The 24222-nt window shown below is 69.8% G+C and carries 14 protein-coding genes and 1 pseudogene; 3 read left to right on the forward strand and 12 right to left on the reverse strand.

The genetic code is table 11. The features are described 5' to 3' along the window. Positions 1-23: 23 nt before the first annotated feature. From NFR49_RS03970 to dnaE, 5 genes are all read right to left on the reverse strand, one after another. Positions 24-2273, reverse strand: a complete 2250-nt coding sequence (locus tag NFR49_RS03970; protein WP_251158357.1) for an APC family permease — start codon at positions 2271-2273, stop codon at positions 24-26. A gap of 70 nt (positions 2274-2343) precedes the next feature. Next, positions 2344-3702, reverse strand: coding sequence for a C1 family peptidase (locus tag NFR49_RS03975; RefSeq protein ID WP_251158358.1), 1359 nt, complete (start codon positions 3700-3702; stop codon positions 2344-2346). Positions 3703-3780: 78 nt separating this feature from the next. Next, positions 3781-5148, reverse strand: coding sequence for a C45 family autoproteolytic acyltransferase/hydrolase (locus NFR49_RS03980; RefSeq protein ID WP_251158359.1), 1368 nt, complete (start codon positions 5146-5148; stop codon positions 3781-3783). Positions 5149-5427: 279 nt separating this feature from the next. Continuing rightward, positions 5428-6879: an amino acid permease gene (locus NFR49_RS03985; protein WP_251158360.1), complete on the reverse strand. Its 1452-nt coding sequence runs from the start codon at positions 6877-6879 to the stop codon at positions 5428-5430. Between the two features lie 131 nt (positions 6880-7010). Continuing rightward, entirely contained in the window at positions 7011-10877 is a 3867-nt protein-coding gene (gene dnaE, locus NFR49_RS03990; RefSeq protein WP_251158361.1) for a DNA polymerase III subunit alpha, read from the reverse strand. 169 nt (positions 10878-11046) lie between these two features. Here dnaE and NFR49_RS03995 point away from each other — a divergent pair, with 169 nt between their 5' ends. Then, the gene (locus tag NFR49_RS03995; protein ID WP_251158362.1) at positions 11047-13878 is read left to right on the forward strand and encodes a hypothetical protein; all 2832 of its coding nucleotides are present in this window, start codon (positions 11047-11049) and stop codon (positions 13876-13878) included. On the opposite strand, the gene NFR49_RS04000 is transcribed toward NFR49_RS03995, so the two are convergent. The 3 genes from NFR49_RS04000 to NFR49_RS04010 form a co-directional block, all read right to left on the reverse strand. Continuing rightward, positions 13869-14330: a MarR family winged helix-turn-helix transcriptional regulator gene (locus tag NFR49_RS04000; RefSeq protein ID WP_251158363.1), complete on the reverse strand. Its 462-nt coding sequence runs from the start codon at positions 14328-14330 to the stop codon at positions 13869-13871. The two genes, NFR49_RS03995 and NFR49_RS04000, sit on opposite strands and share 10 nt — an antisense overlap. Positions 14331-14515: 185 nt before the next feature. Next, a complete protein-coding gene (locus NFR49_RS04005; RefSeq protein ID WP_251158364.1) occupies positions 14516-16696 on the reverse strand; it encodes a PD-(D/E)XK nuclease family protein in 2181 nt (726 codons plus the stop codon). Further along, positions 16693-16998 (reverse strand): YerC/YecD family TrpR-related protein, encoded by a 306-nt coding sequence (locus NFR49_RS04010; protein WP_251158365.1) that lies wholly within the window; start codon positions 16996-16998, stop codon positions 16693-16695. The genes NFR49_RS04005 and NFR49_RS04010 overlap by 4 nt, the downstream gene beginning before the upstream one ends. Before the next feature lie 86 nt (positions 16999-17084). On the opposite strand from NFR49_RS04010, the gene NFR49_RS04015 reads away from it, so the two are divergent. Further along, positions 17085-17447, forward strand: coding sequence for a phage holin family protein (locus tag NFR49_RS04015; RefSeq protein WP_251158366.1), 363 nt, complete (start codon positions 17085-17087; stop codon positions 17445-17447). 980 nt (positions 17448-18427) lie between these two features. Here NFR49_RS04015 and gatB read toward each other — a convergent pair. From gatB to NFR49_RS04030, 3 genes and pseudogenes are all read right to left on the reverse strand, one after another. Next, a pseudogene (gene gatB, locus NFR49_RS04020) lies at positions 18428-19957 on the reverse strand (Asp-tRNA(Asn)/Glu-tRNA(Gln) amidotransferase subunit GatB); the annotation flags it as partial. Further along, positions 19954-21447, reverse strand: a complete 1494-nt coding sequence (gene gatA, locus NFR49_RS04025) for an Asp-tRNA(Asn)/Glu-tRNA(Gln) amidotransferase subunit GatA (RefSeq protein WP_251158367.1) — start codon at positions 21445-21447, stop codon at positions 19954-19956. The pseudogene gatB and the gene gatA, both read right to left, overlap by 4 nt. Further along, positions 21447-21758: an Asp-tRNA(Asn)/Glu-tRNA(Gln) amidotransferase subunit GatC gene (locus NFR49_RS04030; RefSeq protein ID WP_135978761.1), complete on the reverse strand. Its 312-nt coding sequence runs from the start codon at positions 21756-21758 to the stop codon at positions 21447-21449. The genes gatA and NFR49_RS04030 overlap by 1 nt, the downstream gene beginning before the upstream one ends. 347 nt (positions 21759-22105) lie before the next feature. Between NFR49_RS04030 and eno the strand changes: the two genes are divergently transcribed. Further along, the gene (eno, locus tag NFR49_RS04035; RefSeq protein ID WP_135978760.1) at positions 22106-23395 is read left to right on the forward strand and encodes a phosphopyruvate hydratase; all 1290 of its coding nucleotides are present in this window, start codon (positions 22106-22108) and stop codon (positions 23393-23395) included. 238 nt (positions 23396-23633) lie between these two features. Here the strand turns inward: eno and NFR49_RS04040 are convergent, their stop codons facing one another. After that, on the reverse strand, positions 23634-24206 hold the full coding sequence (locus tag NFR49_RS04040) for a MarR family winged helix-turn-helix transcriptional regulator (protein WP_251158368.1): 573 nt from the start codon (positions 24204-24206) through the stop codon (positions 23634-23636). Positions 24207-24222 lie beyond the last annotated feature (16 nt).

The raw sequence follows: 24222 nt of genomic DNA on the forward strand, positions 1-24222 counted from the left end.
TATCTACCCACGGGGGCGCCGGGCTACGCCTTGGGGGCGTCGTCCTCGTCTGCCGCGGCGGCGTGCTTGGGCGCGGGCTTGGCGGCACCGGCGTCCTTGGCGGCGGCACCGGCGCCGTCGGCACCGTCCTTGGTGCCGGCGTCCTTGGCGGCCTCCTGCTCCGCGGCCAGGGCCTCGCGGGCGGCGCGCTGGGCGCCGGCGAGGGCGGAGTCGGCCGCGATGCGGTTCTTCTCGGCCTGGATGCGCACCTGCTCGCGGGCCACGTCGGCCTCCGCGTCGGCGAGGGCACGCTCGTCTGCCTGCTCCGCCGCGGTGGCGGCCCGGGCGTCGGCGGCGGGGTCGGCCGGGACCTTCTCGGCGGCCACCATCGCGGCGGGCGCGGCGGGGACGTCGGGGGCCTGCTTCACGGCCACGTCGGCCGAGGGGGTCGAGGGGTGCTTGAGGCCGGCGTCCGCCGAGGTGCCGATCTTGGCGGCCCGGGAGATCTGGGGCGGCTGGCTCAGGGGGATGGCGCCGCCCGCGCCGCCGGCGGCGTCGGCGGCTGGCTTCACCGGGTGGTTGATGGCGGCGGGGTCGTCGTCCGGCATGGGCGGCTTGGCCTCGGCCTCCCTGACGGCCGTCTCAGGCAGCTTCTCGTTGGGGTCCCAGAGCTTCTTCACGGGCATGCCCATGGGGTTCTGGCCCTCGGCGAGCATCGAGGACGGCACGTTGGAGAGCACCTTCTCGGGCTTCTTGAGACCCTCGACCTCCCAGGTGAAGGGGGCGAAGGCGTTGGAGGGGTCCACCCAGTCGTGCTTGCGGGAGGAGCGGTAGATGGCGAAGCAGACGCCGAGCACCACGGCGATGAGGGCGACGATCACGCCCACGTACACCACGGGGCTGCCGACCTCCTCGGACACCTGAGCCGGCGGGATGATGGCCAGCACGATGCCGAACACGCACGCGGCGAGGCCGAGGCCGGCCACCACGTAGGCGCCCACGGCGCCGCCGGGCACCTTGAAGGAGCGCGGGCGGTTGGGCTGGTCGCGGCGCAGCTTGAGGAACGACACGAACATGAGCACGTAGTAGAGCATGTAGAGGATGGTGATGGCCTGGGTGATCAGGATCACGAAGCCCTCGATGTTCGGGATAAGGAAGCACAGGAACGCGATCGCGGTCATGAACGCCATCTGCAGGTACATGAGGCGGCTGGGCATGCCGTGCTTGTTGTTGGACTGCAGGGCCTTGGGCAGGAAGCCCGAGCGGCCGGCCTGGCCGAGCATGTAGGAGGGGCCGGCCATGTTGGTGACCAGGGACGCCATGGAGGCGCCGAGCCCGGCCCAGACGAAGAGCACGTAGACCCAGGGCGCCCCGAAGCACTCGCCGAGGATCTTGTAGGTCTGGTTGAGGCCGTAGACGAGGTTCATCTGGGACTCGGGGGTCACGATGGCGATGACCAGGGTGCCGGCGATGAAGATGACCAGGGTGAGGATCATACAGATGAAGATGGAGAGCGGGAACTCCCTCTGGGGGTTCTTGAGCTGCTTGATGTGGGCGGCGTTCATGTCGATGCCCGCGTAGGAGAAGAACACGCCGGCGGCCAGGGACAGCGTGGAGAGCTTGATGCCGTCGCGGAACGGGTTGAACGCCTCGGGGGTCACCTCGACGTTAGGGGTGTGCCCCTGGGCGACCCACACCACGCACATGACGATCATGAACGCCAGCGGGATGAACGTGCCGATGAGCACGCCGTACTTGGTGATGCGGGCGAAGGCCTTGACGCCCTTGGTGGAGATCCAGGTGAGAATCCAGTAGTAGGCGAGCCAGGCGAGGATGATGAGGAACTGGAACTGCGGGTGGTTCATGAAGTTGACGGCCCAGTCCCAGTCGGGCGTGTAGAAGCCGATGGTGGTGGAGGCGGTGGCCACGCCGGAGCCGAAGTTGATGGCCGTCTGGAACCAGAGGACCATCAGGCACGTGAAGGCCAGGCCGGGACCCATGGCCTCGCCGACCCAGCGGAAGATACCGCCGCGCTGGCCCCAGCCGCTGGCGAGCTCGGCCGCCACAAGGCCCGTGGGCAGGAAGAACACGATGGCGCCGATGACGAAGAGCGTCACCGAGGACAGGCCGTAGTAGGCCTGCTGCACGTCGTTGGCCACGGAGCCGATGATGGTCACGTTCATCATGACCAGGGCCATCAGCGAGATGTACTGGCCCGACTTGTCGGGCTTGGGGTCGGCCGTGACCGCGTCGGCGTGGCCCTTCACCTTATTGAGATGATGATGTCCGAACATGGAGACCCTTTCTGGGTGTGGAGACGTGGGAGGGGCGCGCGGCGCGCCCCTCCCCCTGCGCTACGCGGCCTTAGGATGCGGAGACCGGGTTGAAGGTGTTCCAGAAGGGCCACACGACCGGCTCGCCCTCGAGAGCCTTCTGGAGCTCGGGCGAGAGGAACGACCTCCTCACGGCCACCTCGTAGACAAACTCGTCGAACCACTCGTCGCTGCAGACGTAGTAGCCGTTGTGGCCCACCTTCTTGCCGTGGGCCTCGGTGCCCCAGGAGTTCTCGATCTTCCACTTGTCGGGCTTGCCGTCCACGATGTTCACGCCGGCGATCATCATGGCGTGGGTGGGCAGGCTCTGGTGCATGGCGAAGCGCTCGGCCTTGTCCATGGAGAACTCGACGCCGAAGAGGTCGTCGAAGTCGTAGAGGTCGGGGCTCATGACCCCGAGCTGCTCGTCGCAGTGCTGGAGCACGTCGCAGCCGAACCACACGGGCTCGCCGGCCTTGAGCTGGTCGATGACCGCGGCCTTGAGGGTGGGCATGTCGACGTTGAGGTAGAGGTTCTCGCGCTCGGGGACCTGGTCGGAGTCCTCGATGGCGTAGGTGCGGCCGTAGGGGTTGCCCTCGCCGGGGACGTTGATGACGCCCACGTAGTCGTCGAGGTCGATGCCCACGTAGCGCTTGTAGAACTCGAGGGGCGTGAGGCCGTAGACGCCGTGGAACTCCTTCTTGGAGTCGGTGTACTCGAAGTCCACCTTCTGGGGCGGCTCGCCGAAGGCCACGCACAGCACGCGGTAGACCTCGGTGAGCATGGCCTCCTCGGCGGCCTCGACGGCGGCGTCTGCGGCGCCCTCCCTCACCATGGAGCGGAGCTTGAGGGCGTCCTGGCGCAGGAGGTGCGAGAGGACCGTGTTGACCTGGGCGGTGTCGTTGGTGCAGGCCGTCTCGACCATGGCGGCATGGGGCACGACGCCATACTTCTTGATGAGGCCGCAGACCATGTCCCAGTCGCCGCCGTCCTGCATGGGGGCGTTGATGAGCCACGTGACCTCGCGATCGTCGAGGCCCTTGTCGGCCGTGGCCACGATGTGGTCGAGGAACCAGTTGGAGCGCTCGAGCTTGTTGTAGAAGGCAAGGTAGGCCTGGGAGAGCTCGAAGGTGCCGCGGGGCAGGTCGAGCTCCTTCTCCACGTGGAAGCGGCAGAAGTTCAGGCACGCGAACATCCAGCAGCGGCCGGACTGCTTCTGGTTGGCAACGGCCTCGTCGTCCACGTCGATGGAGAACGCGAAGGCCGGGGTGGAGAGCTCCTTGGCCACCTGGATGTCCTCGGACGCGGCGAGGATGCCGTTCTTGGTCACCGCGCGCTCGGCGACGTGCTGGGTCGTGGCGCCCTTGTAGGCCTCGGCCATCTTCGCGATGGATTCCTTGCTCAGTTTCATGGTGTCTACCTCGTCCTCTGTCGTGGCCGCCCCAGCGGCCGTTGCCTTCCTGCGTCTATGGGTACCGCCGTGCCGGCCCTACTCGAAGAGGGTCCAGGGCTGGGAGGGGCGGCTCTTGGTGTAGCCCTCCTGCCAGCGCCAGAGCGGGTGATGCTCGAAGAACTCGTCGGCGTCGAACTCCACGCCGTCGGCGCGGCCGTAGCGACCCCAGAAGCGCATGGCCTCGATGTCGTCGGCGCCCGCCGCCTTGCCGTCGCACGACCCCGCCGGGTAGAAGGGCACGTTCCACACGGCCGCCGGGTCGTCGGCCCAGTACTGCGGGTCGACGTCGTAGTGGCTGCAGATGGTGCGGCTCGACGGGTTGTCGTAGCCGGTGTATACGTCGTAGGTGTCGGCGAGCATCTTCTTGGCGAGCTCGACGTCGATGGAGCCGGAGTGACGCTCGATGAGCTCCATCCAGCGCTGACGCCGGGCGCCGGTCTGCTGGCGCGGGTCGTTGAAGCCGTTGTCCTTGCACTCGAGGTTGCGGATGCGCGGGTCGAACACCGCGTTGCAGCCGAAGAAGCAGCCGTCGTGGGTGCGGTCGAGGGACTGGAACTTGAGGCCCTGCTCGTAGCGGGCCACCTCGCCGGTCTTGGTGTCGGCGATAAGCCACGCGTTGGCGTAGCCGCCGTTGTTGCCCTCATCGATCAGGCGCACGAAGTCGTCGATGGAGTCGGCGAACTGCACGGCGTTGCGGACGCGCACGTACTCGGGCACGCCGGAGTCGTCGTAGCCGGAAAAGCCGGCCAGGGTGGTCTCGGTGACGGCCAGGCCGGCGTCGGTGACGTAGTAGTCGGTCATGGAGTCCACGTAGCACGGCACGGTCTGCATGACGAAGCGGTGGCCCTCGTCGGGCGTGACGTCGAGGCAGACGTTGAAGTACTGGCCCGCCCAGAACTCGTCGAACGACTCGTGGGCGATGACGGGGCGGCCGTCGGCGGTGGCCCCGCCCGTGGCCACGATGGCCGAGCAGTGGGAGGTCTTGTGGGTCATGATGTTCTCGGGCATGGCCCCCACCACCTTGGCGGCGTTGAGGGGCCACCAGTACCCGGTGACCTCGTAGTAGGCGTTCCAGCCGATGAGGTCGTCCACCGTGGAGGGAACGCCGGCCGCCGTGAGGCCGTCGGCCATGCCCCGGAGCTCGTCCATGATGCGCTCGGGGATCCTGTCCTTGTGCAGGCGCACGGCCTGCTCGCAGAACCACTGGTAGCTCATGCCGTAGGTCTGCAGCGTCATGTAGTCGTACACGCGGAGGGCGTCGGCATACTCATCGGCCAGGAGGTAGCCCTCCTGGAACCCGCACTCGTAGGGCGTGCCCGCCACCTTCACGTGGTGCCATCCCGCCACATCGACCCTCGACGCCTTGTCGATCGTGGCCTGTTGCCTGTCTGTGAGACCGCCCATGGGACCCCCTTGGTTGCCGAAGCTTGCCTAGGGGCCTAGTTCCCCATTTAGTCTTCAAAAACCACGGGTCTGTCCTCGTAATATCGACATATACAGAGCTTACTTTTAATATGTTTTAGGTATTTATATTTAATCCGCGCCCTCGGCCCGGTATGCGGAGAGCCTGAAAGTTGCGGACGGTCAAATTAAATTCATTGTAGGGACACCGATTGTGGAGAAAGCGTGCCTGCGGCTAAAAATTGAGGTAGCACCCCTGTTTTCTACCGTCCGCCACGGGGTCTAGGCAAGGGCCTGCAACACGAAACCCAGGACCGACGCCACGGCCACGGCCACGATGGCCACCATGGCCGCCCGCTCCCACGCCCTGAGCGGGACGCCCCGCCCCGACTGGCGCAGCCCCACGAGGAAGAGCGGCAGGCCCAGGGCGAAGACGATGCTCGCGAGCATGAGGTTCTCCACCCCCGCGGCGACGAGCAGCGCCACGCCGAACAGGCAGCCGGCGGCGCCGACGAGGAAGGCCCGGGGCCTCGGCACCCCCGGGGCCCGCCAGTCGCGCCCCACCACGGCCTCCTTCACCAAGAACAGGCAGCAGCAGAAGTAGGCCGGCACCGTCATCACCGAGGTGATGGAGACCATGGTGTCCCACGCCTCGGAGCCCAGCAGGCAGGCGAACACCAGGAAGAGCTGGGTGAGGCCGGCGCAGGCCAGAAGGGAGCGCCCCGGGGCGCCGAAGCGGTTTCGGGAGGTGAAGCGGGCCGGGAAGATGCCGTCGGCCGCCGCCGACGTGGGCATCTGGCCCTGCATGCACATCCACACGAGCCACGACGACAGGATCGACACCACGATGCCCACCGAGACGAGGACCCTCCCCCAGCCACCCGCCAGCACCAGGAGGATCTGGGCTGTGGAGGGCGAGGCCATGGCGGCGATGTCGCCCTGGGAGAAGACGCCGAAGGGCACCGTGGACACGAGGACGTAGAAGACCAGGGCCACGGCCAGGGCCAGGGTGACCGCCCTGCCCACCGCCCTCTGGCTCGTGGCGTCGCCGGAGACCACCACGGCGCCCTCGATGCCGATGAACACCCACAGGGTCACCATCATCACGTCGGCCACCTGGGCCGCGAGACCGTCGGCCGTGCCGCCGGGGGCGGCCGGGGCCGAGCCAAAGAAGTCCCCGGAGAAGACCGCGGGGTCGAAATGGGCGACGCACACCGCCACGAAGACCGCCACGGGCACGAACTTGGCCACGGTGCCCACGATGTTGAGCACCGACGCCTGCTCCACGCCGCGCCGCGCGAGGGCGAAGACCGACCACACCACCGCCGAGGCGCCCAGGAGGGCGGGCACGGTGTTGCCGGCCCCGAAGGCGGGCACCAGCGGCGAGAGGGTGGCCATGAGCAGCACCCCGTAGGTGGCCATGGCGCAGCAGGAGGTGCACCAGTAGCCCAGCATCACCAGAAAGCCGACGAGCCTGCCGAAGCCCCGCTCCGCGTAGGCGTACACGCCGTTGGTGAGGTCGGGGCGCACCTGGGCGAGGATGCGGAAGGTGCCCACCACGAACCACATGCCCAGGCCGGTGAGCAGCCACGCCACGAGGGTGGCGCCGGCCGAGGCGTGGGCCGCCACGGCGCCGGGCAGGGAGTAGATTCCGCCGCCCACCATGGCCGAGACCGAGATCCCAACGAGGCCCGCAAGCCCCACGCGCTCCGGAACGATCCCGCCCTTGGCCATGTCCCTGTCCCCCGCTCCCGTCGCAGCCGTGAAAAAAGGCGGCCCCGCACAGCGCGGGGCCGCCGACACTCCTCTTGTGGGTTCCCCATATGGGGGCCCCTGATTCAGCCGCGGGCGCGGCGGTCCGGCACCTAGGCCACCTGCACCTTGCCCTGGGCGTCCACGAGGGCCGCCACCTCGGCGTAGAGCACCACGGACTGGGCGTCCACGGTCACGGGCATGGAGAGGCGCATGAGCCCCGCGCCGCCGTCCACGTAGAGCTCCAGGGAGTCGAGGCCGCCGTGGCGGGACGCCGAGCGGGAGAGCGCCGAGAGGAACTCCTTGGTGACCCCCTCCGCGGGCATGAGCACCTCGAGGGTCTTGGGGCGGTTGGCCTCGTCGTCGAGCAGCAGCGGCTCCACCGACTGGGCCATGAACTGGTCGCCGCGGTCGGAGCGGTCCACGCGGCCCTCGATGCGCAGGAAGATGTCGCCGTCGTCGTCGGGGAACAGGAGCGACGCGCACTTGGAGTAGGTCTTGGGGAAGACCACGACGTCGATCTTGTTCTCCATGTCCTCCAGGGTGACGATGGCCATGGGGTCGCCCTTCTTGGTGGTGCGCTTCTGCACCGCCGAGGCCATGCCGGCGAGCCAGATGGTGCGCTCGTCGTCCACGGCGCGCATCTCGGTGACGCCGTCGTCGGCCGTGTGCTCGTAGCCGTTGAGCACCTCGCCGATGGAGTAGCTCCGGGCCTTGGTGAGGGCGTACTCGTAGGGGCGCAGGGGGTGGTCGGACACGTAGATGCCCAGCACGTCCTTCTCCTGGGAGAGCTTGAGCGTGCGGTCCCACTCCTCGCCGTCGGGCTCGGGGACGTCGGAGGCGAAGCCCGAGTCGGCGACGTCGGCGAACATGTCGAAGAACGAGACCTGCCCGGCGGCCCGGTCCTTCTGGCGCTTCACGGCGGCGTCGAGGATGTTCTCGGGGTTGGCCTTGTCGACGAAGTGGGCCAGCTGCTTGCGGGTGTAGCCCGTGGAGTCGAAGGCGCCGGCCTTGACGAGGGCCTCGATGACGCGGCGGTTCACCTGCGTGGTGTCCACGCGGTCGCAGAACTCGTGGATGGTGGCGAAGGGGCCGCCCGCGGCGCGCTCCTTGAGGATGAGCTCGGCCGCGCCCTCCCCCACGCCTCGGATGCCGGCGAGGCCGATGCGGATGCCCTCGGGCACGGCAGTGAACTCGATGCCGCTCTCGTTGACGTCGGGGGGCAGCACGTCGATGCCCTCCTGGCGGCAGGAGCCGATGTAGTGCACGATCTTCTCGGTCTTGCCGGTGTAGCTCGTGAGGACGGCCGCCATGTACTCGCGGGGGTAGTAGGCCTTGAGCCAGGCGGTCTGCATGACGAGGATGGCGTAGCCGGCCGAGTGGCTCTTGTTGAAGGCGTAGGAGGCGAACTCGAGGACGTCGTCCCAGATCTTCTGGGCTACCTCGCGCTTGTAGCCGTTCTTGACCGCGCCGTTGACCCAGTGGTCGTAGGTGGTCTCGTCGGAGCCGTCGTCCCAGTGGAACACGGTGCTCGTGAGGAGCTTGATCTTCTTCTTGGCCACGGGCTTGCGGATGCGGCTGTCGGACTCGCCGGCGGAGAAGCCGCTCATCTTGACCGAGATCTTCATGACCTGCTCCTGGTAGACCATGGTGCCGTAGGTCTCGTCCAGGATGTCGGACAGGCGCTCGTCGTAGAAGGCCACGGGCTCGCGGCCGTTCATGCGGTTGATGTAGGAGTCCACCATGCCGGCGCCCAGGGGGCCGGGGCGGTAGAGGGCGATGAGGGCCACCACCTGGCGGTACTCCTTGGGCTGCATGGACTTGATGGTGGCGGTCATGCCGCCGGACTCCACCTGGAAGACGCCCGCGGTGTGGCCGCGGCCCATGAGGTCGAAGATGGCCGGGTCGTCGAAGGGGATCTTGTCGACGTCGATGTCCACGCCGACGGACCCCTCCTTGAGGGTGGCGCGCACGGCCTCGGGGGCGGCCTCGGCGTCGGCGGCGGTGCCGTGGTTGGCGCGGATGTTGGCGAGGGCCTTGGAGATGACCGTGAGGGTGCGCAGGCCCAGGAAGTCCATCTTGAGCAGGCCCATGTCGGCCACGTCGTGGCCCTCGTACTGGGTGATCTCGAACCCGCCCTTGGTGTCGAGCTTGGTGGGCACGTGGTCGTTCACCGGCGTGGGGGCGATGAGCACGGCGCAGGCGTGGACGCCCTCGCCGCGGGTGAGGCCCTCGATGGAGAGGGCCGTGTCGATGATGTCGTGGGACTCCGGGTCGTGACCGTAGGCGTCGGCGAAGTCCGGGCTGTAGAGGTCCTCCTTGCCCGGGGTCTTGTTGAGCACCATCTTGAGCTTGGCCTTGGGGTCGCCCGACACCATCTTGGAGAGCTTCTGCCCCATGTAGACGGGCTTGCCCAGCACGCGGTTGGCGTCGTTGATGGCCTGCTTGGCCTTGATGGTGGAGAAGGTGATCACGTGGCACACGCGCTCGGGGCCGTAGAGCTCGCGCACGTGCTGCACGACCTCCAGGCGCCGCTCGTCGTCGAAGTCCATGTCGATATCGGGCATCTCGGAGCGCTCCGGCGAGAGGAAGCGCTCGAACATGAGGCCGTTCTCCAGGGGGTCGAACGTGGTGATGTTCATGGCGTAGGCCACGATGGCGCCGGCGGCGCTGCCGCGGCCCGGCCCCACGCCGATGCCGTGGTCCTTGGCCCACTGCACGTACTCCTGCACGATGAGGAAGTAGTCGGCGAAGCCCTTCTCGCAGATGACCTTGTACTCGTACTCGAAGCGCTCGAGGATGGACTCGCCGCCGATCTCGCGCTCGCGCCAGTCGTCGCCGTAGCGCTTGGCAAGGCCCTCCTCGCACTCCTTGCGGAACCGCTCCTCGGAGGTCTCCCCCTCGGCGAGGCCGGGGAACTTGGGCAGGTACATGTGGGTCCAGTCGAGCTCGAAGTCGCACTTGTCGGCGATCTCGAGGGTGTTGTCGCAGACCTCGGGGCACCAGTCGAAGAGCGCGCGCATCTCATCCTCGCTCTTCATGTAGAACTCGCCCTGGCCCGACCCCGGCGGGTTCTGCGTCATCTGCATGCGGTTGGTGTCGTCGAGGGTCTTGCCCATGCCGATGCAGCTCACCACGTCCTGCATGGCGGCGTCGGTGCGGGTGAGGTAGTGGAAGTCGTTGGTGGCCACCACCTTGACGCCGATGGTCTTGGCCATCTCCAGGAGCGTCTCGGTGAGGCGCCGGTCGGTCCAGCCGGGGAAGCGGTCCTCGAAGTCGAGCCCGTGCTCCTGGACCTCGAGGTAGAAGTCGCCGGGGGCGAAGGTCTCCTTGAAGGTCTTGGCCCAGCGCAGGGCCTCGCCGGGGTTGCCGGTCATGATGTTGCGCGGGATGATGCCGGCCACGCAGGCGGAGGTGCAGATGACGCCCTCGGAGTGCTCCTGGAGCATCTCGAGCGTGACGCGGGGCTTGTAGTAGAAGCCCCGGGTGGCGGCGTCCGACACGATCTTCATGAGGTTGACGTAGCCGGTCTCGTTCTTGGCCAGGAGGATCATGTGGTAGTACTCGGGCTTGCGGTCGCGACGGAGCTCGGAGTCCGGCGTGAAGTAGACCTCGCAGCCGAAGATGGGCTTCACGCGGGGCTTGGGCTTGACCTCGTCCAGGGGGCGGCCGGCCTCGTGGCAGGCCATGTCGGCCTCCCACTGGGCGTGGCGGCGCTCGTCGGAGGCGTCGGGCTCCTCCACGGGGCGGCCCTTCTCGAGGTTGTCCTTGTCGTGGAACCACTGGTCGTAGTCGGGCTCCGCGTGGTTGACGGCGTCGGTGGCCCGGGCGAGGGCCGGGACGCCGCACATGTTGCCGTGGTCGGTGATGGCCACGGCGGGCATGCCGAGCTCGACGGCCCGGGCGACCATGTCCTCGACGCGCGTGGCGCCGTCGAGCATGGAGAAGTCGGTGTGGTTGTGCAGGTGCACGAATGCCATGGCATGACTCCGTAGGGTCGTAGGGACGGTCGTGCCGCGTTGGCGGGTCCTTGATACTACCCGACCCGGGGGCCGGCGGAGAAGGTTCTGGAGACGCCCCACGCCAAGAAAACGGGGGCCGACTCGGGGCATATTCCCCTTCCTGGCACGAGACGAGGAGGAAGCCGCCGTGGACACGACCCATCTCATCGACAAGACCGGGGCCGGGTCGGTCATCCACTCCTCCACCGTGGCCGAGGAGCACTTCGTCGACCTCTCCCACACCGACCCCCTGGCCGCCTTCTGCTTCGCCGTGGGCGTGCTCTCCATCGTCCTGATCGCCGCGTCCATCGGCTCCGCCCGGCTCAAGAGCCGCTTCAAGTGGCTGGGGACCATGGGCGGCAAGTTCGCCCTCATCCTCGTGGGCGCGTTCTTCCTCCTGCTGCCCATCGCCATCCACCTGCCCGGGTCCCATGGCGACCTCTGGCCCGGGCTCGCCCAGGCGGTGCCGGCCACGTTCTACTTCACCGTCAACATCACCGGCGTGGCGGGCGAGCTGGAGGAGTGGACGCCGGTCATCCACCAGGTGATGGGCGACGGGTTGCTCTCCCTGCTCTACTACCAGGTGCTCTGCTTCTACACCGTGGCGGCGCCGGTCATGCTGGCCCTCACGGCCGTGGACATCTTCGCCAACGGCTTCACGGGCCTGCTCCTCTATGTGGAGAGCGCCAAGAAGTCGGTCCTGGGGCGCGACATCTACGTGTTCTACGACCTCAACGACAACACCGTCACCCTGGCCAAGGACCTGCTCGACCACGTGCAGAAGGGCGGCAGGCGGAGCCGCTCCATGCCGCTCCTGGTGTTCTGCGACCTGTCGAGCGCCGCCGTGGCCGACGGCAACGGCATGGCCCAGCAGGTGCGCGAGGAGGCCTACGGCTGCGCCACGGTGGTGTTCACGCCCCTGGGCCTCGAGAGCGTGCCGGGCCACCTGGCTCGCTGGACCCAGACCCGCTGCAACGTCTACTACCTCGTGATCTCCGACGACACCGACGACAACGTGCGCGCCACCATCGCCCTGTGCGACACCCTCACGAGCCAGATGGTCTCGTGGGAGATGGGCGCGCGGGCCTGGGACGTCGAGCGCGTGGGCTCGCGGCCCTCCCTCACCGACCGCACGCGCCGCTACGCCGGCAACATCCACGTGTGGTGCGTCCACGGCAACCCCGACGACGACCTCATCTTCGACTCCCTCCCCCACCGGCGCCCGGACGAGGAGATCCTGGCGCGCCTCCTCAGGCGGCGCCGCGGCCACGACCCCAAGGAGGAGCGGCGCCGGCGCATCGTGGACGGCCTCTCCCCGCTCATGGTGCGGGTGCGCAACCTCGTGGAGGTGCGCCTGCTCTCCGAGGAGCGCCAGGTGGTGTGGGACTCCCTCGTGAGCCACCCTCTCACGGAGGTCCTCGACCCCGTGGACGTCTCGGCGGGGCCCGTGCCCCGGCAGCGCCTCGTGGTGCTGGTGCTCGGCGTGGGGTCGTTCGGCGCCGAGGCGGTGCGCGCCGCCTTCTGGTTCGGCCGCCTGCCCGGCGTGGAGCTCCGCATCGTGGGCGTGGACCTGGAGGCGGAGAGGCGCCTGGGCGAGCTCGCCGCCATGTGGCCCGACCTCATGGCCGAGCGCGTGCCCGAGGGCGAGCCGTCGTGCCTGGCCGACCTCGCCGAGCCGGTGGCCGAGGACGGGCCGACGGGAGACCCGCTGCCCACCGTGTGCCTCGTGCAGGCGGACGCCCGCACCGAGGACCTCTCCCCGCTGCTCGCCGGCAAGGAGGTGGAGGCGCTCTGCTGGGGGCCCGACGGGGCCGGCACCTGCCCCGTGTCCATCGGCAGGGGGAGCCGCGTCTACACCGTGACGTGCCTCGGCGACGACGAGGTGGACCTCGACGTGTCCCTGAGGCTGCACCGCACCCTCTCCGAGCGCGTGCTCGACGGCACGCTCGACGAGGCCACGGCACCCCAGTGCAACCCCCTGGTCTCGGTGCTCGTGCGCAGCGAGGAGGTCCTGGAGTCCGTGCGCAACATCTCCGGCGGCGAGGAGCGGTTCGGCCTCGTGCCGTTCGGCTCCACCGAGGACGCCTTCTCCTACGACTCCATCCTGGCCGCCCCCTGGGAGGACGCTTCCGTCAACCTGCAGGCCGCCTACGACGCCGCCCAGGCGGCCGCGGCGGGCAAGCCCACCGAGGTGGGCCGCGGCCGGGCCATGGAGGACTACAACGCCTACGAGGTGAGGAAGCTCTCCAACCGCGCGGCCACGCGGTTCACGTTCTACCGCCTGTGGTGCCTGGGGCTGGGCGACGGGGCGCAGCACGACGTGTCGGGCGAGCTCCAGGGCCGCTGGCTCGCCAAGCTGGGCGTGGCCCCCGTGCTGGAGCGCCTGGCCGCCGGCGACGCCGGCGCCGTGGCCGCGCTGGCCGGCGTGCGCCCGGGGCCCGCCGGCACCGGCGCCGAGGAGCGCGCGGCGCGCCGCAGGGCCCTGGCCGACGGGGACGCGCGCCTGCGCTCCGAGCACCCGCTCCTCTGCGCCATGGGCGACCTGGAGCACGCGCGGTGGTGCGCCTTCCTCAGGGCCAACGGCTGGCGGCCCGTGGAGGGCGGGTTCGACGGCTTGGAGCGCACCATGGCGTTCGTGGGCCGCTCGCCCAGGCCCGGCGAGCCCCTCCCCCACGAGTCCATGCGTCTCATGCGCCACTACTACCTCGTGGACGACCCCGCCGACTACCGCGACCGCGGCGCCGACTGCATGGACGACCCGGCCGCCTGCGACCGCATGGTGGCGGCCGAGTGCCTGCGGATCCTCAACCGCGGCTATGTGGCCCCCAAGGTGGGGCTGCCCGGAGGCGGCGGCACGGGCGGCGGCACGGGCGGCGGGGCGCCGACACAGGAAAGGCCCGCCGCCCCCGGGGGAGAGGGGGACGGCGGGCCCGGGAAGGCCGGTTCCGACGGTGGGAGCGCGGCGGGCACTCAGTCGTAGGCCACGTTGCGGATCATCGCGGCCATGGTGCGGGCGCTCACCGAGAGGTCGCTCTCCTGCACGCCGTCGAGCAGCGAGCAGATCATGCGGTTCTCGGCCTCGGCGTAGCGGGGCGCCTCGCGACGGGCCTTGCGGGTGGCCTCCACGCGGAGGGCGCGGTTGTCGATGTGGGAGGGCTGGAGGGTCACGTAGCCCGCACGCTCGAGGCCCGACACGAGCTTCTTCACGTTCTGGCGCGAGTACCCCATGTACGAGGTGATGTCCGAGAGCGAGATCTCGGGCGACCGTGCGGCGAGGACGACCTTGAGGGCCTCCCACTGCCGGAACGTGATGTCCGAGGCCTCCGTCTCGAAAAGGGCGGGTATTCTCGTGGTGAGAAGCCGTGTGCCCTCGATGATCAGGCGGGCGGCATGCTCCTGCTCCTCCTGCAGCTCGACGCTCTCCCTCTCCATGGGTACCCCCTATCCTCCCCGACCGGCAATCCTGCCCCGCAGCCACGGCGGGTATTCCACACCGGGTTATACAACGTGTTTAGTCGATATGTTAGCGGCTGGGACCTTCCCGCTGCAAGTCATTTCTGAATGCAATCCAAAATATAGGCGAACGGCAATCTGCCGTTGCCCACCGGCGGAAAACCTCAGAGAGCACGCCGGGCGCGCACCTCGGAGCACGAGAGGCGGGAGAGCGCGGCCGTCAGGCGGGCGAGGGCCGCGGCGTCCCCGGGGGCGTGCGACGCGGCCAGGCGCCCCGGCCACCCGCTCCCCTCGACGAGGGAGCGGACCGCGACGTCGAGGGGCGTCGTCGCCACAGCTGAGACGGCGTCCCCCAATACGGCGAGGGCATGGGCGAGCCGGGGCGACGGGGGCGCCGCGAGACCGGCCGCGCCGGCCAGCACGCCGCGGTCGAGGCGCCGGTGCGAGAGGCGTCCGGTCTGCGGGTCGCGACCCGTGGCCAGGAGCAGGAGGTCGCCGGCGGAGAGGGAGAAGAGGGGGCCCACGAGGAGCGGCGCGAGCCCACCGGCCGTGTCGCCGGGCTGCGAGAGGAACGTTGCAGCTGCAGAAACCTGAAACTCTGGGGACAGGGCCGCGTCGTCCACGGGAGCGTCCTCCGGGGAGCGGCGCCTGGGGCAGCCCGGCGCGGGGCAGAAGGCGCAGGCGCGCGCGTCCACCGGAGCGGGGGCGAGCCGGCCGGCGAGGAGAGATCCCACGGACGCGGACACGTCGTCGGCCGTGGCATGAAGCAGGGCCGAGAATGCATCCGGTTGCATATCGTTCACAAAAGGTAGCATAACCGTGGAACCGAGGCCCTCCGCCGTCCCCGCGCCGGCCGGCTCCCACGGCGCCATGGTCCCCTCGTAGAGAGCCGAGCCGGGGCGCAGCCGGGGGTCGACGCCGTCGACCATGAGGGCGTAGAGGTAGGCCTGGGCGTGGCGGGGCGCCGGGACGGCAGAGGAACCGGGGTCTCCGGCGGGGCCGGACACCCCGGCGGGGTCGGGCGCGGCGGCGTACTCCTCGGCCGCGGAGCGGTGCTTGTAGTCCACGATGCGGGCCAGGCCGTCCGGGGCGACGTCGATGCGGTCCACCGTGCCCACGAACGACGCGCCGCCCAGGACCTGCGGGCGCTCCCGCCCGAAGGCGGCCTCGAACCAACGGGGCTGCAGCCCGTCGGCGTGGGCGGCCTCCCACGAGAGGAACCCGGCGATCTCGTCGGCCACGGCGGAGAGGCGCGCCAGCTCCCCGGCCGAGTGCGGCACCACGGACTGCTGCGCCGCCCGGCGGTAGGTGCGCACCTGGTCGCCCAGGTCCCCTGCGAGCTCCTCGTCGAGGAGCTCGAGGGCGCGGCCCAGGGTGTCGGGCGCGACGGCGCTGCCCGGGACGGGGGCCAGGGGCCTCTCGTCCGGGTCGACGCCGGCCGCCGCGCAGGCTTCCTCGTAGAGGCGGCGGTGCACCTGCTCGAGGACGCGGTGGACGAGGCTGCCCACCGCCGCGCCGTCGAACGTCGCGTCCACCCGGCCCAGGGACAGGCGCCTGAGGGCCAGCCACTTGCCGGGGCACTCCCCATAGGACTCCAGCTGGGACGCCGAGAGGCGCGGCAGGCCGCCGACACGCTCGTCGGTACGGCAGACGACGAGGGGCCGCGCCGCCTCGTCCACGGGCCCGGGGGCATAGACGGGCGGCACGGGGACGGCGGCGTCGGGGGCCGGCCCCGCCGCGGGACGGCCGGCAGGGACAGGTGGCGCAGGCGGGACGAGAGGCGGGAGCAGCGCGGCGAGGGCCCGGCGGAGCTCGGCGGTGGCCGGCAGGGAGCGGGTGCCCCTCTCGGCGGCGACGGCGAGCAGGGCGTCCCGCACGCGACGGAGCGCCTGGGCGCAGGCGGGGTCGTCGGCGGCGGGCCCCTCCCCCATCATGCGGACCGCACGGGCGGGGCGCCCCTGCTCGAGGGCCGCGAGGGCGCGGCAGAGGTCGGGGCGCCGGGAGGAGCGGGCGGAGGACGCGAGCGACCGGAGGACGTCGCCGGGGCCGAGGGAGCGGTCGCCCCTCCAGGAGCGGTCGAGGCGCCAGGCCTCCGCGGGGCCGGGGCCGAAGGGCTCCCTCATCCAGAACGAGGTCACGGCGCCGAGGCGCGTCCAGGACCGGTCCGCCGCGGCCGAGAGGCGCAGGGCCTCGTCTACGGGCATCCCGGCGAGGGACTCGCGGCGCAGGGGCCACTTGCGGGCGCGGCGGGAGAGGTCGAGGGCCGTGACGACGAAGCCGGCGACGAGCCATACGAGCTCGGCGGTCCGGGGCGTCACGGCACCGTCGTGCGGGGCCGTGCTCAACGGGCGCCGTCCATGCGGTCGAGCACGAGGCGGTAGCCGCCGGAGCCGCCGTTGAGGAACTTGGAGACCCGGCTCACGGTGGTCGAGGAGGCGCCGGTGGCCTTCTGCACGCTGGCGTAGGGGTCCCCCTCGTCGAGCATGCGCGCCACCTCGAGGCGCTGGGCGAGGTCGTCTATCTCGCGGATGGTGCAGAGGTCCACCATGAGGGCCTTGGCCTCGGCGACGGTGGAGACGGACACGAGGGCGGCCGCCAGGGCGTCCACATCGGGTCTGCTCATCTGCTCTTTGCGCCGTCGGTCCATGGGGTCTCCTGGGAACATACCTTCATATCTGACACGTCACCCTCCCATGGTACGGCACGCCGGGGACCGCAGGACAGGAGTAACTCATGGGTTTTATCGGCCGTTGGCTCGTCACGTTCATCGCCACCATCGTCACCGTGAACATCGTCCCGGGCATCTTCGCCGTGGGCGGCCAGTGGGTGGGCCCGCTCGCCTGCGCCCTGGTGCTGTCGCTGGTGAACGTCTCCATCAAACCGGTGCTGCAGGTCATCGGGCTGCCCATCACCGTGCTCACGCTGGGCATCTTCTATATCGTGATCAACGCGGTGCTGCTCGAGTTCTCCAGCTGGCTCGCCCGTGCGGTGCTCGGGGTGGGCATCTACATCGACAGCTTCGGCTCGGCCCTGATCGGCGCCATCGTGATCTCGCTCGTCTCGATGATCCTGTCGTCGGTGATGGGAGCCGACTAGCCGCCCCCCTGTCCCATCACCCGGACACTTTTGTCCCAATGGTCGGGCACTTTTGTCCCAACGGCCAGGCACCGCCGTCATGTGACATGTGACAGCGGTGCCTGGCCCATCTGTCACTTAGGATATTTCTCAGTTTATAAATCCCGGGCATGCCGGAGCGGGCTTTGGCATGGGTTTTGGCGCGCGTCGGGCCAGGAAACCCATGCCAGAGGGGCCTTTGGCATGGGTTTTGGCCATCTTGCGTCGATAGACCCATGCCAGAGGGGCCTTCGGCATGGCCGGCCCCGATACGGAAAAGAGAAGGCGCCCCGACCCTCCCGAGGGGTCGGGGCGCCTGGCGGCTCGGTCGTCCGACGCCGTTACCTGCGGCGCTTTCGGGCCGACGGCTTGGCCGCGGACTTGCGGGCGACCGGGGACTTCGCGGCCTTGGGCTCAGCGGGCTTGGCCTCCGCCGCGGCTGCAGGGGCCTTGTCGGCGGCGGCCGCCTTCTTGGCCGGTGCCGTCGCGGCCTTGGTCTTGGGTGCCCCCGCGGCCTTGGGGGCGGGCTTCGACTTGGAAGCGGTCGTGGCCTTCTCGACCTCGGCCTTGGCGGGCTTGGCCTCGGAGGCCTTGGCGGACGAGGAGGGCTTGGGCGCTGCGGCCGGCTTGGGTGCGGCCGTCGTCTTCTTGGTGGCGGTCTTCCTTGCCCCGGTCGTCTTGGGGGCCGGCTTGGCCTTGGAGACCGCCTTGGCGGACGACGCCTCCTCGGTAGCCGGCTCTGCCTTCTTGGGCGGCGCCGCCTTCGCGGCAGGCTCCTTGGCCTCCTCGGTCTTCTTGGCGGCAGCGGTCTTCCTGGCTGCGGCAGCCGGCTTGGCGGCGGCCTTCTTTGCCGCCGGCTTGGCAGCGGACCTCTTCTCCGCCGCGGGCTTGGCCGCCGGCTTGGCGGCCTTCTCCGCCCCCTTCTCCGCAGCCGCCGGTTCGGCCTCCGCCGCGGGCGCCTTGGACATGGCCTCCACCAGCAGCTCGTTGAAGCGCTTGGGGTTGCCGGAGCCCTTGGCGCGCTTCATGCACTTGCCCACGAGGAAGCCCACCACGCGCTGATTGCCGTCCCTGAACTGCGCCACCTGGTCGGGGCAGTCGGCCACCACGGCCTCCACGACAGGCAGCAGCGCGCCGTCGTCGGTGACCTGGCGCATGCCCTTGGCGTCCACGACGGCGTCGGGCGTCTGGTCGGTGCCGGCCATGAGTTCCACGACCTCGCGGCCCTGCCTGGCGGTGATGGCGTCCTCGGCGAGCAGCGCGGCGAGGCCGGCCACCTGGGCCGGAGAGACGTCGGGCGCCGAGAAGCCCAGGCCGGCGGCGTTGAGGTGGCCGGCAACGTCGTTCACCAGCAGGTTCGCGATGCCCTGGGCCAGCTTGGGCGCGCCCTCCACGGCGGCGTCGAAGAACGCGGCGGCGTCGGGGTCGGCCGCCAGCTGGGCGGCGTCGGCGCGCTTGAGGCCGAGGTCGGCCACGTAGCGGTCGCGGCGGGCGTCGGGTAGCTCGGGGAGCTCGCGGCGGCACCCCTCGACGAACTCGTCGGACAGGTCGAAGGGCGCGAGGTCGGGGTCCGGGAACAGCCGGTAGTCGTCGGCCGTCTCCTTCACGCGCATGACCACGGTGCGCTTCTTGGAGGGCTCCCAGTGGCGGGTCTCCTGGAAGACCTCGCCGCCGCCCTCGAGCACCTCGGCCTGGCGCCGGATCTCGTACTCGAGCCCGTCGTGCAGGCTCTTGAAGGAGTTGATGTTCTTGAGCTCGGTCTTGGTGCCCAGCCCCTTGGAGCCGCGGCGCCGGAGGCTCACGTTGCCGTCGCAGCGCATGGAGCCGCTCTCCATGGAGCAGTCGGAGATGCCCAGGGCGAGGAACGTGCGGCGGAGCTTCTCCATGAAGAGGCGGGCCTCCTCGGGGGTGCGGAGGTCGGGCTCGGTCACGAGCTCGATGAGCGGGGTGCCGCAGCGGTTGTAGTCGACGAGCGACTCCATGGCGCTGGCGATGCGGCCCTCCTCGCCGCCCACGTGCACCATCTTGGCCGCGTCCTCCTCCATGTGGATGCGCAGGATGCGCACCGGCGCGACGTAGCCGTCGTCCAGCGCCTCCAGGCCGGCGCGGTCCTCGCGCTCCTTGGCGCCGGGGCCCTGCACCTCGAGGTCGAGGTGGCCATGCATGCAGAACGCCACGGGCCCCTGGGTGGTCTGGAAGTTCTTGGCCATGTCGGGATAGAAGTAGTGCTTGCGGTAGAACATCGAGTGCTTCTCGATGGTGCAGTTGGTGGCGAGGCCCGCCTTGACGACGGAGCGGATGGCCTCCTCGTTGGGCACCGGCAGCGCGCCGGGCATGCCCAGGCACACCGGGCACACGTTGGTGTTGGGCTCGTCGTCGTGGCTGAGCCTGCAGCCGCAGAACATCTTGGTCTCGAGGGTGGTGAGCTCGGTATGGACCTCGAGGCCGATGACGGCCTCCCAGTCCTTGAGCACCTCGTTCAGCGTCTTCATGCCAGGGAGCCTCCCCTTCCAGCGAAGCCGGGTGCCACGGTACCGGCACCCACGGCCCTCTCGAGGGCACGGGCGAACGTGAGCAGCGTGCGGTCGCGGAACGCCGGGGTCTGCAACTGCACCGACACGGGCATCCCCGAGTCGTGGCCGAGGCCCATGGGCACCGAGACCGAGCCGTTGCCGGCGATGTTGCTCGAGATGGTGAACATGTCGGACAGGTACATCTGCGTGGCGTCACCCATCTCGCCGGAGAACCACGCCGTGCGCGGGGCCACCGGCATGAGCAGGCAGTCCACCTTGGAGAAGGCTTCGGCGTAGTCGCGGCCGATGAGGGTGCGCGCCGAGAGGGCGCCCATGTAGTAGCGGTCGTACACGCCCGAGGAGAGCAGGTAGGCGCCCAGGAGCTGGCGGCGCTTGGCCTCGGCGCCGAACCCGTGGGCGCGCGACAGCGACGTCTGGCGGGCCAGCGTGCCGCAGCCCTGCTCCATGTAGCCGTAGCGCACGCCGTCGAAGCGGGCCAGGTTGGAGAAGGCCTCACAGGGGCCGATGACGTAGTAGGCGTTGATGGCGGCGTCGATGTGGGGCAGCTCGACGTCCACGACGGTGGCGCCGGCGTCCTCGAGGGCGCGGCGGGCGGCCCCGCAGGCCTCCCTGACCTCGTGCGAGAGGCCCTCGGCCTCGAGGAGAGAGCTCACGACGCCCACCGTGCGGCCCTCGACGGGGTCGTCGAGGTGCTCCAGGAAGTCCACGGGGACGTCCTGGCTCGTGGAGTCGAGCGGGTCCCTGCCGGGGCCCACGAGCGCGTTCATGGCACGGGCGACGTCCTCGACGCAGCGGCCGAACGGGCCCACCTGGTCGAGGGACGAGCCGAACGCCACGACGCCGTAGCGGCTGACCGCGCCGTAGGTGGGCTTCATGCCCACGACGCCGCAGAACGACGCCGGCTGGCGGATGGAGCCGCCCGTGTCGGAGCCCAGGGCCAGCGTGACCTCGCCGGCGGCCACCGCCGCGGCCGAGCCGCCCGAGGAGCCGCCGGGCACGCGGCGGGTGTCCCAGGGGTTGCGGGTCTTCTGGAAGTGGCTCGTCTCGGTGGAGGAGCCGAAGGCGAACTCGTCCATGTTGGTCTTGCCGATGGGCAGCGCGCCGGCGTCGAGCATGCGGCGCACGCAGGTGGCGGTGTAGGGCGAGTCGAACCCCTCGAGCATGCGGCTCGCGCACGTGGTGTGGGAGCCCTCGAGGTTCATGTTGTCCTTGAAGGCCACGGGCACGCCGGCCAGGGGGCCGAGCACCTCGCCGGCCGCACGGGCGCGGTCGAGGTCGTGGGCGCGGTCGAGGGCCATGTCGTAGGTGATCTCGAGGAACGCGTCCACGTCGCGGTCGCGCTGGGTCACGGCGTCGAGGGCCGCGTGGCAGACCTCGGTGGCAGAGAAGTCGCCCGCCGCCACGCCGGCGGCGATCTGGGAGCTCGTGAGCTGGTCGATGTTGGCCATCACTGGTCGCCCCCCTCCGCCTCGCCGGGCATGATCGAGGGCACACGGAAGCAGCGGCCCTTGACGGCGACGGCGTTGTAGAGCGCGTCCTCCAGCTCCAAGCCGGCCTTGACCTCGTCGGGGCGCATGACGTTGGCCAGGTCGCCGATGGGATGGTAGGTGGGGTCCGCCTCCTGGGCGAACCCGACGACCGGAGCGAGCATTGCCACCGCGTCGTTCATGTAAGCGGTCATGGCCTCAAGCTCGTCGCCCTCCAAGGCGATGCGGGCATAGTCGGCGATGCCGCGGACGTCCTCTTGGCTCAATGCCATGGCTGCGTCCCCTCTTCGTCGAAAAAAGCTGCGGGCCGCCGCGCGGCCCCCTGCCCCTCGCATTCTAGTGCAGGCCCGGCGCCGCGCCCCACGGTCCGACCCCGTCGTTACATGGCGTCCACGTTGGGCGCCCCCGCGCGGCGAAGTTGTCCCTTGTCGGCTGGACATCCCACAACTAGCTGCGCTTTTCGCCTCTGTCCACTCATTTTTCTTATGAACTTCTGACGGGGTTTGCCAAAGTGCGGGGACGCCGGGCGCGACGGCGGCCCGCGCACGCCTAAAGTCAGTGAAAGAAAACCGCACCCGGGCAGTTCCGGGTCGGGCGCTCACGAAAGGAGCTCCAAACAATGGCAGAGATTATCGATGTCTACGGCCGTGAGGTTCTCGATTCCCGCGGCAACCCCACCGTCGAGGTCGAGGTGACCCTCGAGGACGGCTCCCAGGGTCGCGCCATCGTTCCCTCCGGCGCCTCCACCGGCCAGTTCGAGGCCGTCGAGCTGCGTGACGGCGACAAGGACCGCTACATGGGCAAGGGCGTCCTCGAGGCCGTGAACCACGTCAACGACGAGTGCGCCGACGTGCTCGTGGGCATGGACGCCTGCGACCAGCGCGCCGTGGACGCCGCCCTCCTGGCCGCCGACGGCACCGACAACAAGGGCAAGCTGGGCGCCAACGCCATCCTCGGCTGCTCGCTGGCCGTGGCCCGCGCCGCCGCCGAGTCTGTGGGCCTCCCGCTCTACAACTACCTGGGCGGCGTGAACGCCCACGTGCTCCCCACCCCGATGATGAACATCCTCAACGGCGGCGTGCACGCGGACAACAACGTGGACTTCCAGGAGTTCATGATCGTGCCCGTGGGCGCCCCCACCTTCTCCGAGTGCCTCCGTTGGTCCACGCAGGTCTACCACACCCTGAAGAACGTCCTCAAGGACTCCGGCCACAGCACCGGCGTGGGCGACGAGGGCGGCTTCGCCCCCGACCTCAAGAACAACAAGGAGCCGCTGCAGTTCATCGTCGAGGCCATCACCAAGGCCGGCTTCACCCCCGGCGAGGACTTCATGATCGCCATGGACCCCGCCACCTCCGAGCTCTACGACCCCGAGACCAAGACCTACAACCTCAAGGGCGAGGGCCGCACCCTCACCTCCGACGAGATGGTCGACTACTGGGCCGAGCTCGTGGAGGAGTTCCCGATCGTCTCCATCGAGGACGGCCTCGACGAGGAGGACTGGGACGGCTGGAAGAAGCTCACCGACCGCATCGGCGACAAGGTGCAGCTCGTGGGTGACGACCTGTTCGTGACCAACGTCAAGCGCCTCCAGAAGGGCATCGACAACGGCGCCGCCAACGCCCTGCTCGTGAAGGTGAACCAGATCGGCTCCCTCACCGAGGCCATGGACGCCATCGAGCTCGCCCAGCGCAACAAGTACGCCTGCATCGTCTCTCACCGCTCCGGCGAGACCGAGGACACCACCATCGCCGACCTCGTGGTCGCCACCAACGCCGGCCAGATCAAGACCGGTGCCCCCGCCCGCACCGACCGCGTGGCCAAGTACAACCAGCTCCTCCGCATCGAGGACGAGCTCGGCGACTCCGCCCAGTACGCCGGCCGCAACGGCTTCAACGTCCTGCGCTAACCCGCTCCGGGGCCGCACGACCGACCCCATGGACACGAAGGGCCCCGCATCTCCGGATGTGGGGCCCTTTTTCCTAGGACGGTTGCGGTTGGGCGCCGGGGGCGGGGGCCGCAGGCCGGCCACCGGTCATTTGGTGGTTTTCCCTCGTCCGGAGACCGAAAAACCACCAAACGGGTTGCCGTTTGGTGGTTTTCATCATGTTTGGCACCAAAAAGTACCAAACGGCTCTGCAGGGGGCTTACGCGGTCCCCCGCTCGGGATCGGGGCGCGCCTCCTTGGCCGAGGCGATCACCTTGTCGAGAAGGGAGCCCAGCTGCTCGCGCTCCTCGTCGGTGAGGCAGTCGAACATGGAGGAGGGGTCGCGCTCGGCCATGGCCTGGGCGAGCTCGCGGCCGGTGTCGGTGATGCGCACCTCCACCTGGCGGCCGTCGGCCTGCGACTGGCTGCGCCCCACGAGCCCGCGGGCCTCGAGGCGCCCGAGGGACTCGTTGAGCGAGGAGGGGCGGACGTCGAGCAGCTCGACAAGGTCGCGGGTGGTGAGACCGTCCCGCTCCGCCAGGGCGGCGAGGATGCGGCCCTGGCCCCGCATGGGGCTCATGGGGCCGGACGGCCCACGGCCGTGGCAGCGACCGTGGGAGCCGTGGTGGCCGCCCTCGGGAGCGGGACCCTCCGGGCCCCTGTGGCAGCAGTGGCGGGAACCCTCGGGACCGTGGTGGCCCTCGGGACCGTGGTGGCCGTGGCGGCCGCGGCCACCCATGGCCATGCGGCCCACCTTGGCAAAGCGGTGCATGAGCTCTTTGTTGTCGTACATGGAACCTCCCGGTTGC

This window comes from Caniella muris, assembly GCF_943193035.1.
In the GTDB taxonomy this organism is placed as follows: domain Bacteria; phylum Actinomycetota; class Coriobacteriia; order Coriobacteriales; family Atopobiaceae; genus Granulimonas; species Granulimonas faecalis.

Bases quoted from the DNA above. Each gene is read 5' to 3' on its own strand.
- NFR49_RS03970 (WP_251158357.1), bottom strand. From the start codon at position 2,273: ATGTTCGGACATCATCATCTCAATAAGGTGAAGGGCCACGCCGACGCG.
- NFR49_RS03975 (WP_251158358.1), bottom strand. From the start codon at position 3,702: ATGAAACTGAGCAAGGAATCCATCGCGAAGATGGCCGAGGCCTACAAG.
- NFR49_RS03980 (WP_251158359.1), bottom strand. From the start codon at position 5,148: ATGGGCGGTCTCACAGACAGGCAACAGGCCACGATCGACAAGGCGTCG.
- NFR49_RS03985 (WP_251158360.1), bottom strand. From the start codon at position 6,879: ATGGCCAAGGGCGGGATCGTTCCGGAGCGCGTGGGGCTTGCGGGCCTC.
- dnaE (WP_251158361.1), bottom strand. From the start codon at position 10,877: ATGGCATTCGTGCACCTGCACAACCACACCGACTTCTCCATGCTCGAC.
- NFR49_RS04000 (WP_251158363.1), bottom strand. From the start codon at position 14,330: ATGGAGAGGGAGAGCGTCGAGCTGCAGGAGGAGCAGGAGCATGCCGCC.
- NFR49_RS04010 (WP_251158365.1), bottom strand. From the start codon at position 16,998: ATGGACCGACGGCGCAAAGAGCAGATGAGCAGACCCGATGTGGACGCC.
- NFR49_RS04015 (WP_251158366.1), top strand. From the start codon at position 17,085: ATGGGTTTTATCGGCCGTTGGCTCGTCACGTTCATCGCCACCATCGTC.
- gatA (WP_251158367.1), bottom strand. From the start codon at position 21,447: ATGGCCAACATCGACCAGCTCACGAGCTCCCAGATCGCCGCCGGCGTG.
- NFR49_RS04030 (WP_135978761.1), bottom strand. From the start codon at position 21,758: ATGGCATTGAGCCAAGAGGACGTCCGCGGCATCGCCGACTATGCCCGC.
- eno (WP_135978760.1), top strand. From the start codon at position 22,106: ATGGCAGAGATTATCGATGTCTACGGCCGTGAGGTTCTCGATTCCCGC.
- NFR49_RS04040 (WP_251158368.1), bottom strand. From the start codon at position 24,206: ATGTACGACAACAAAGAGCTCATGCACCGCTTTGCCAAGGTGGGCCGC.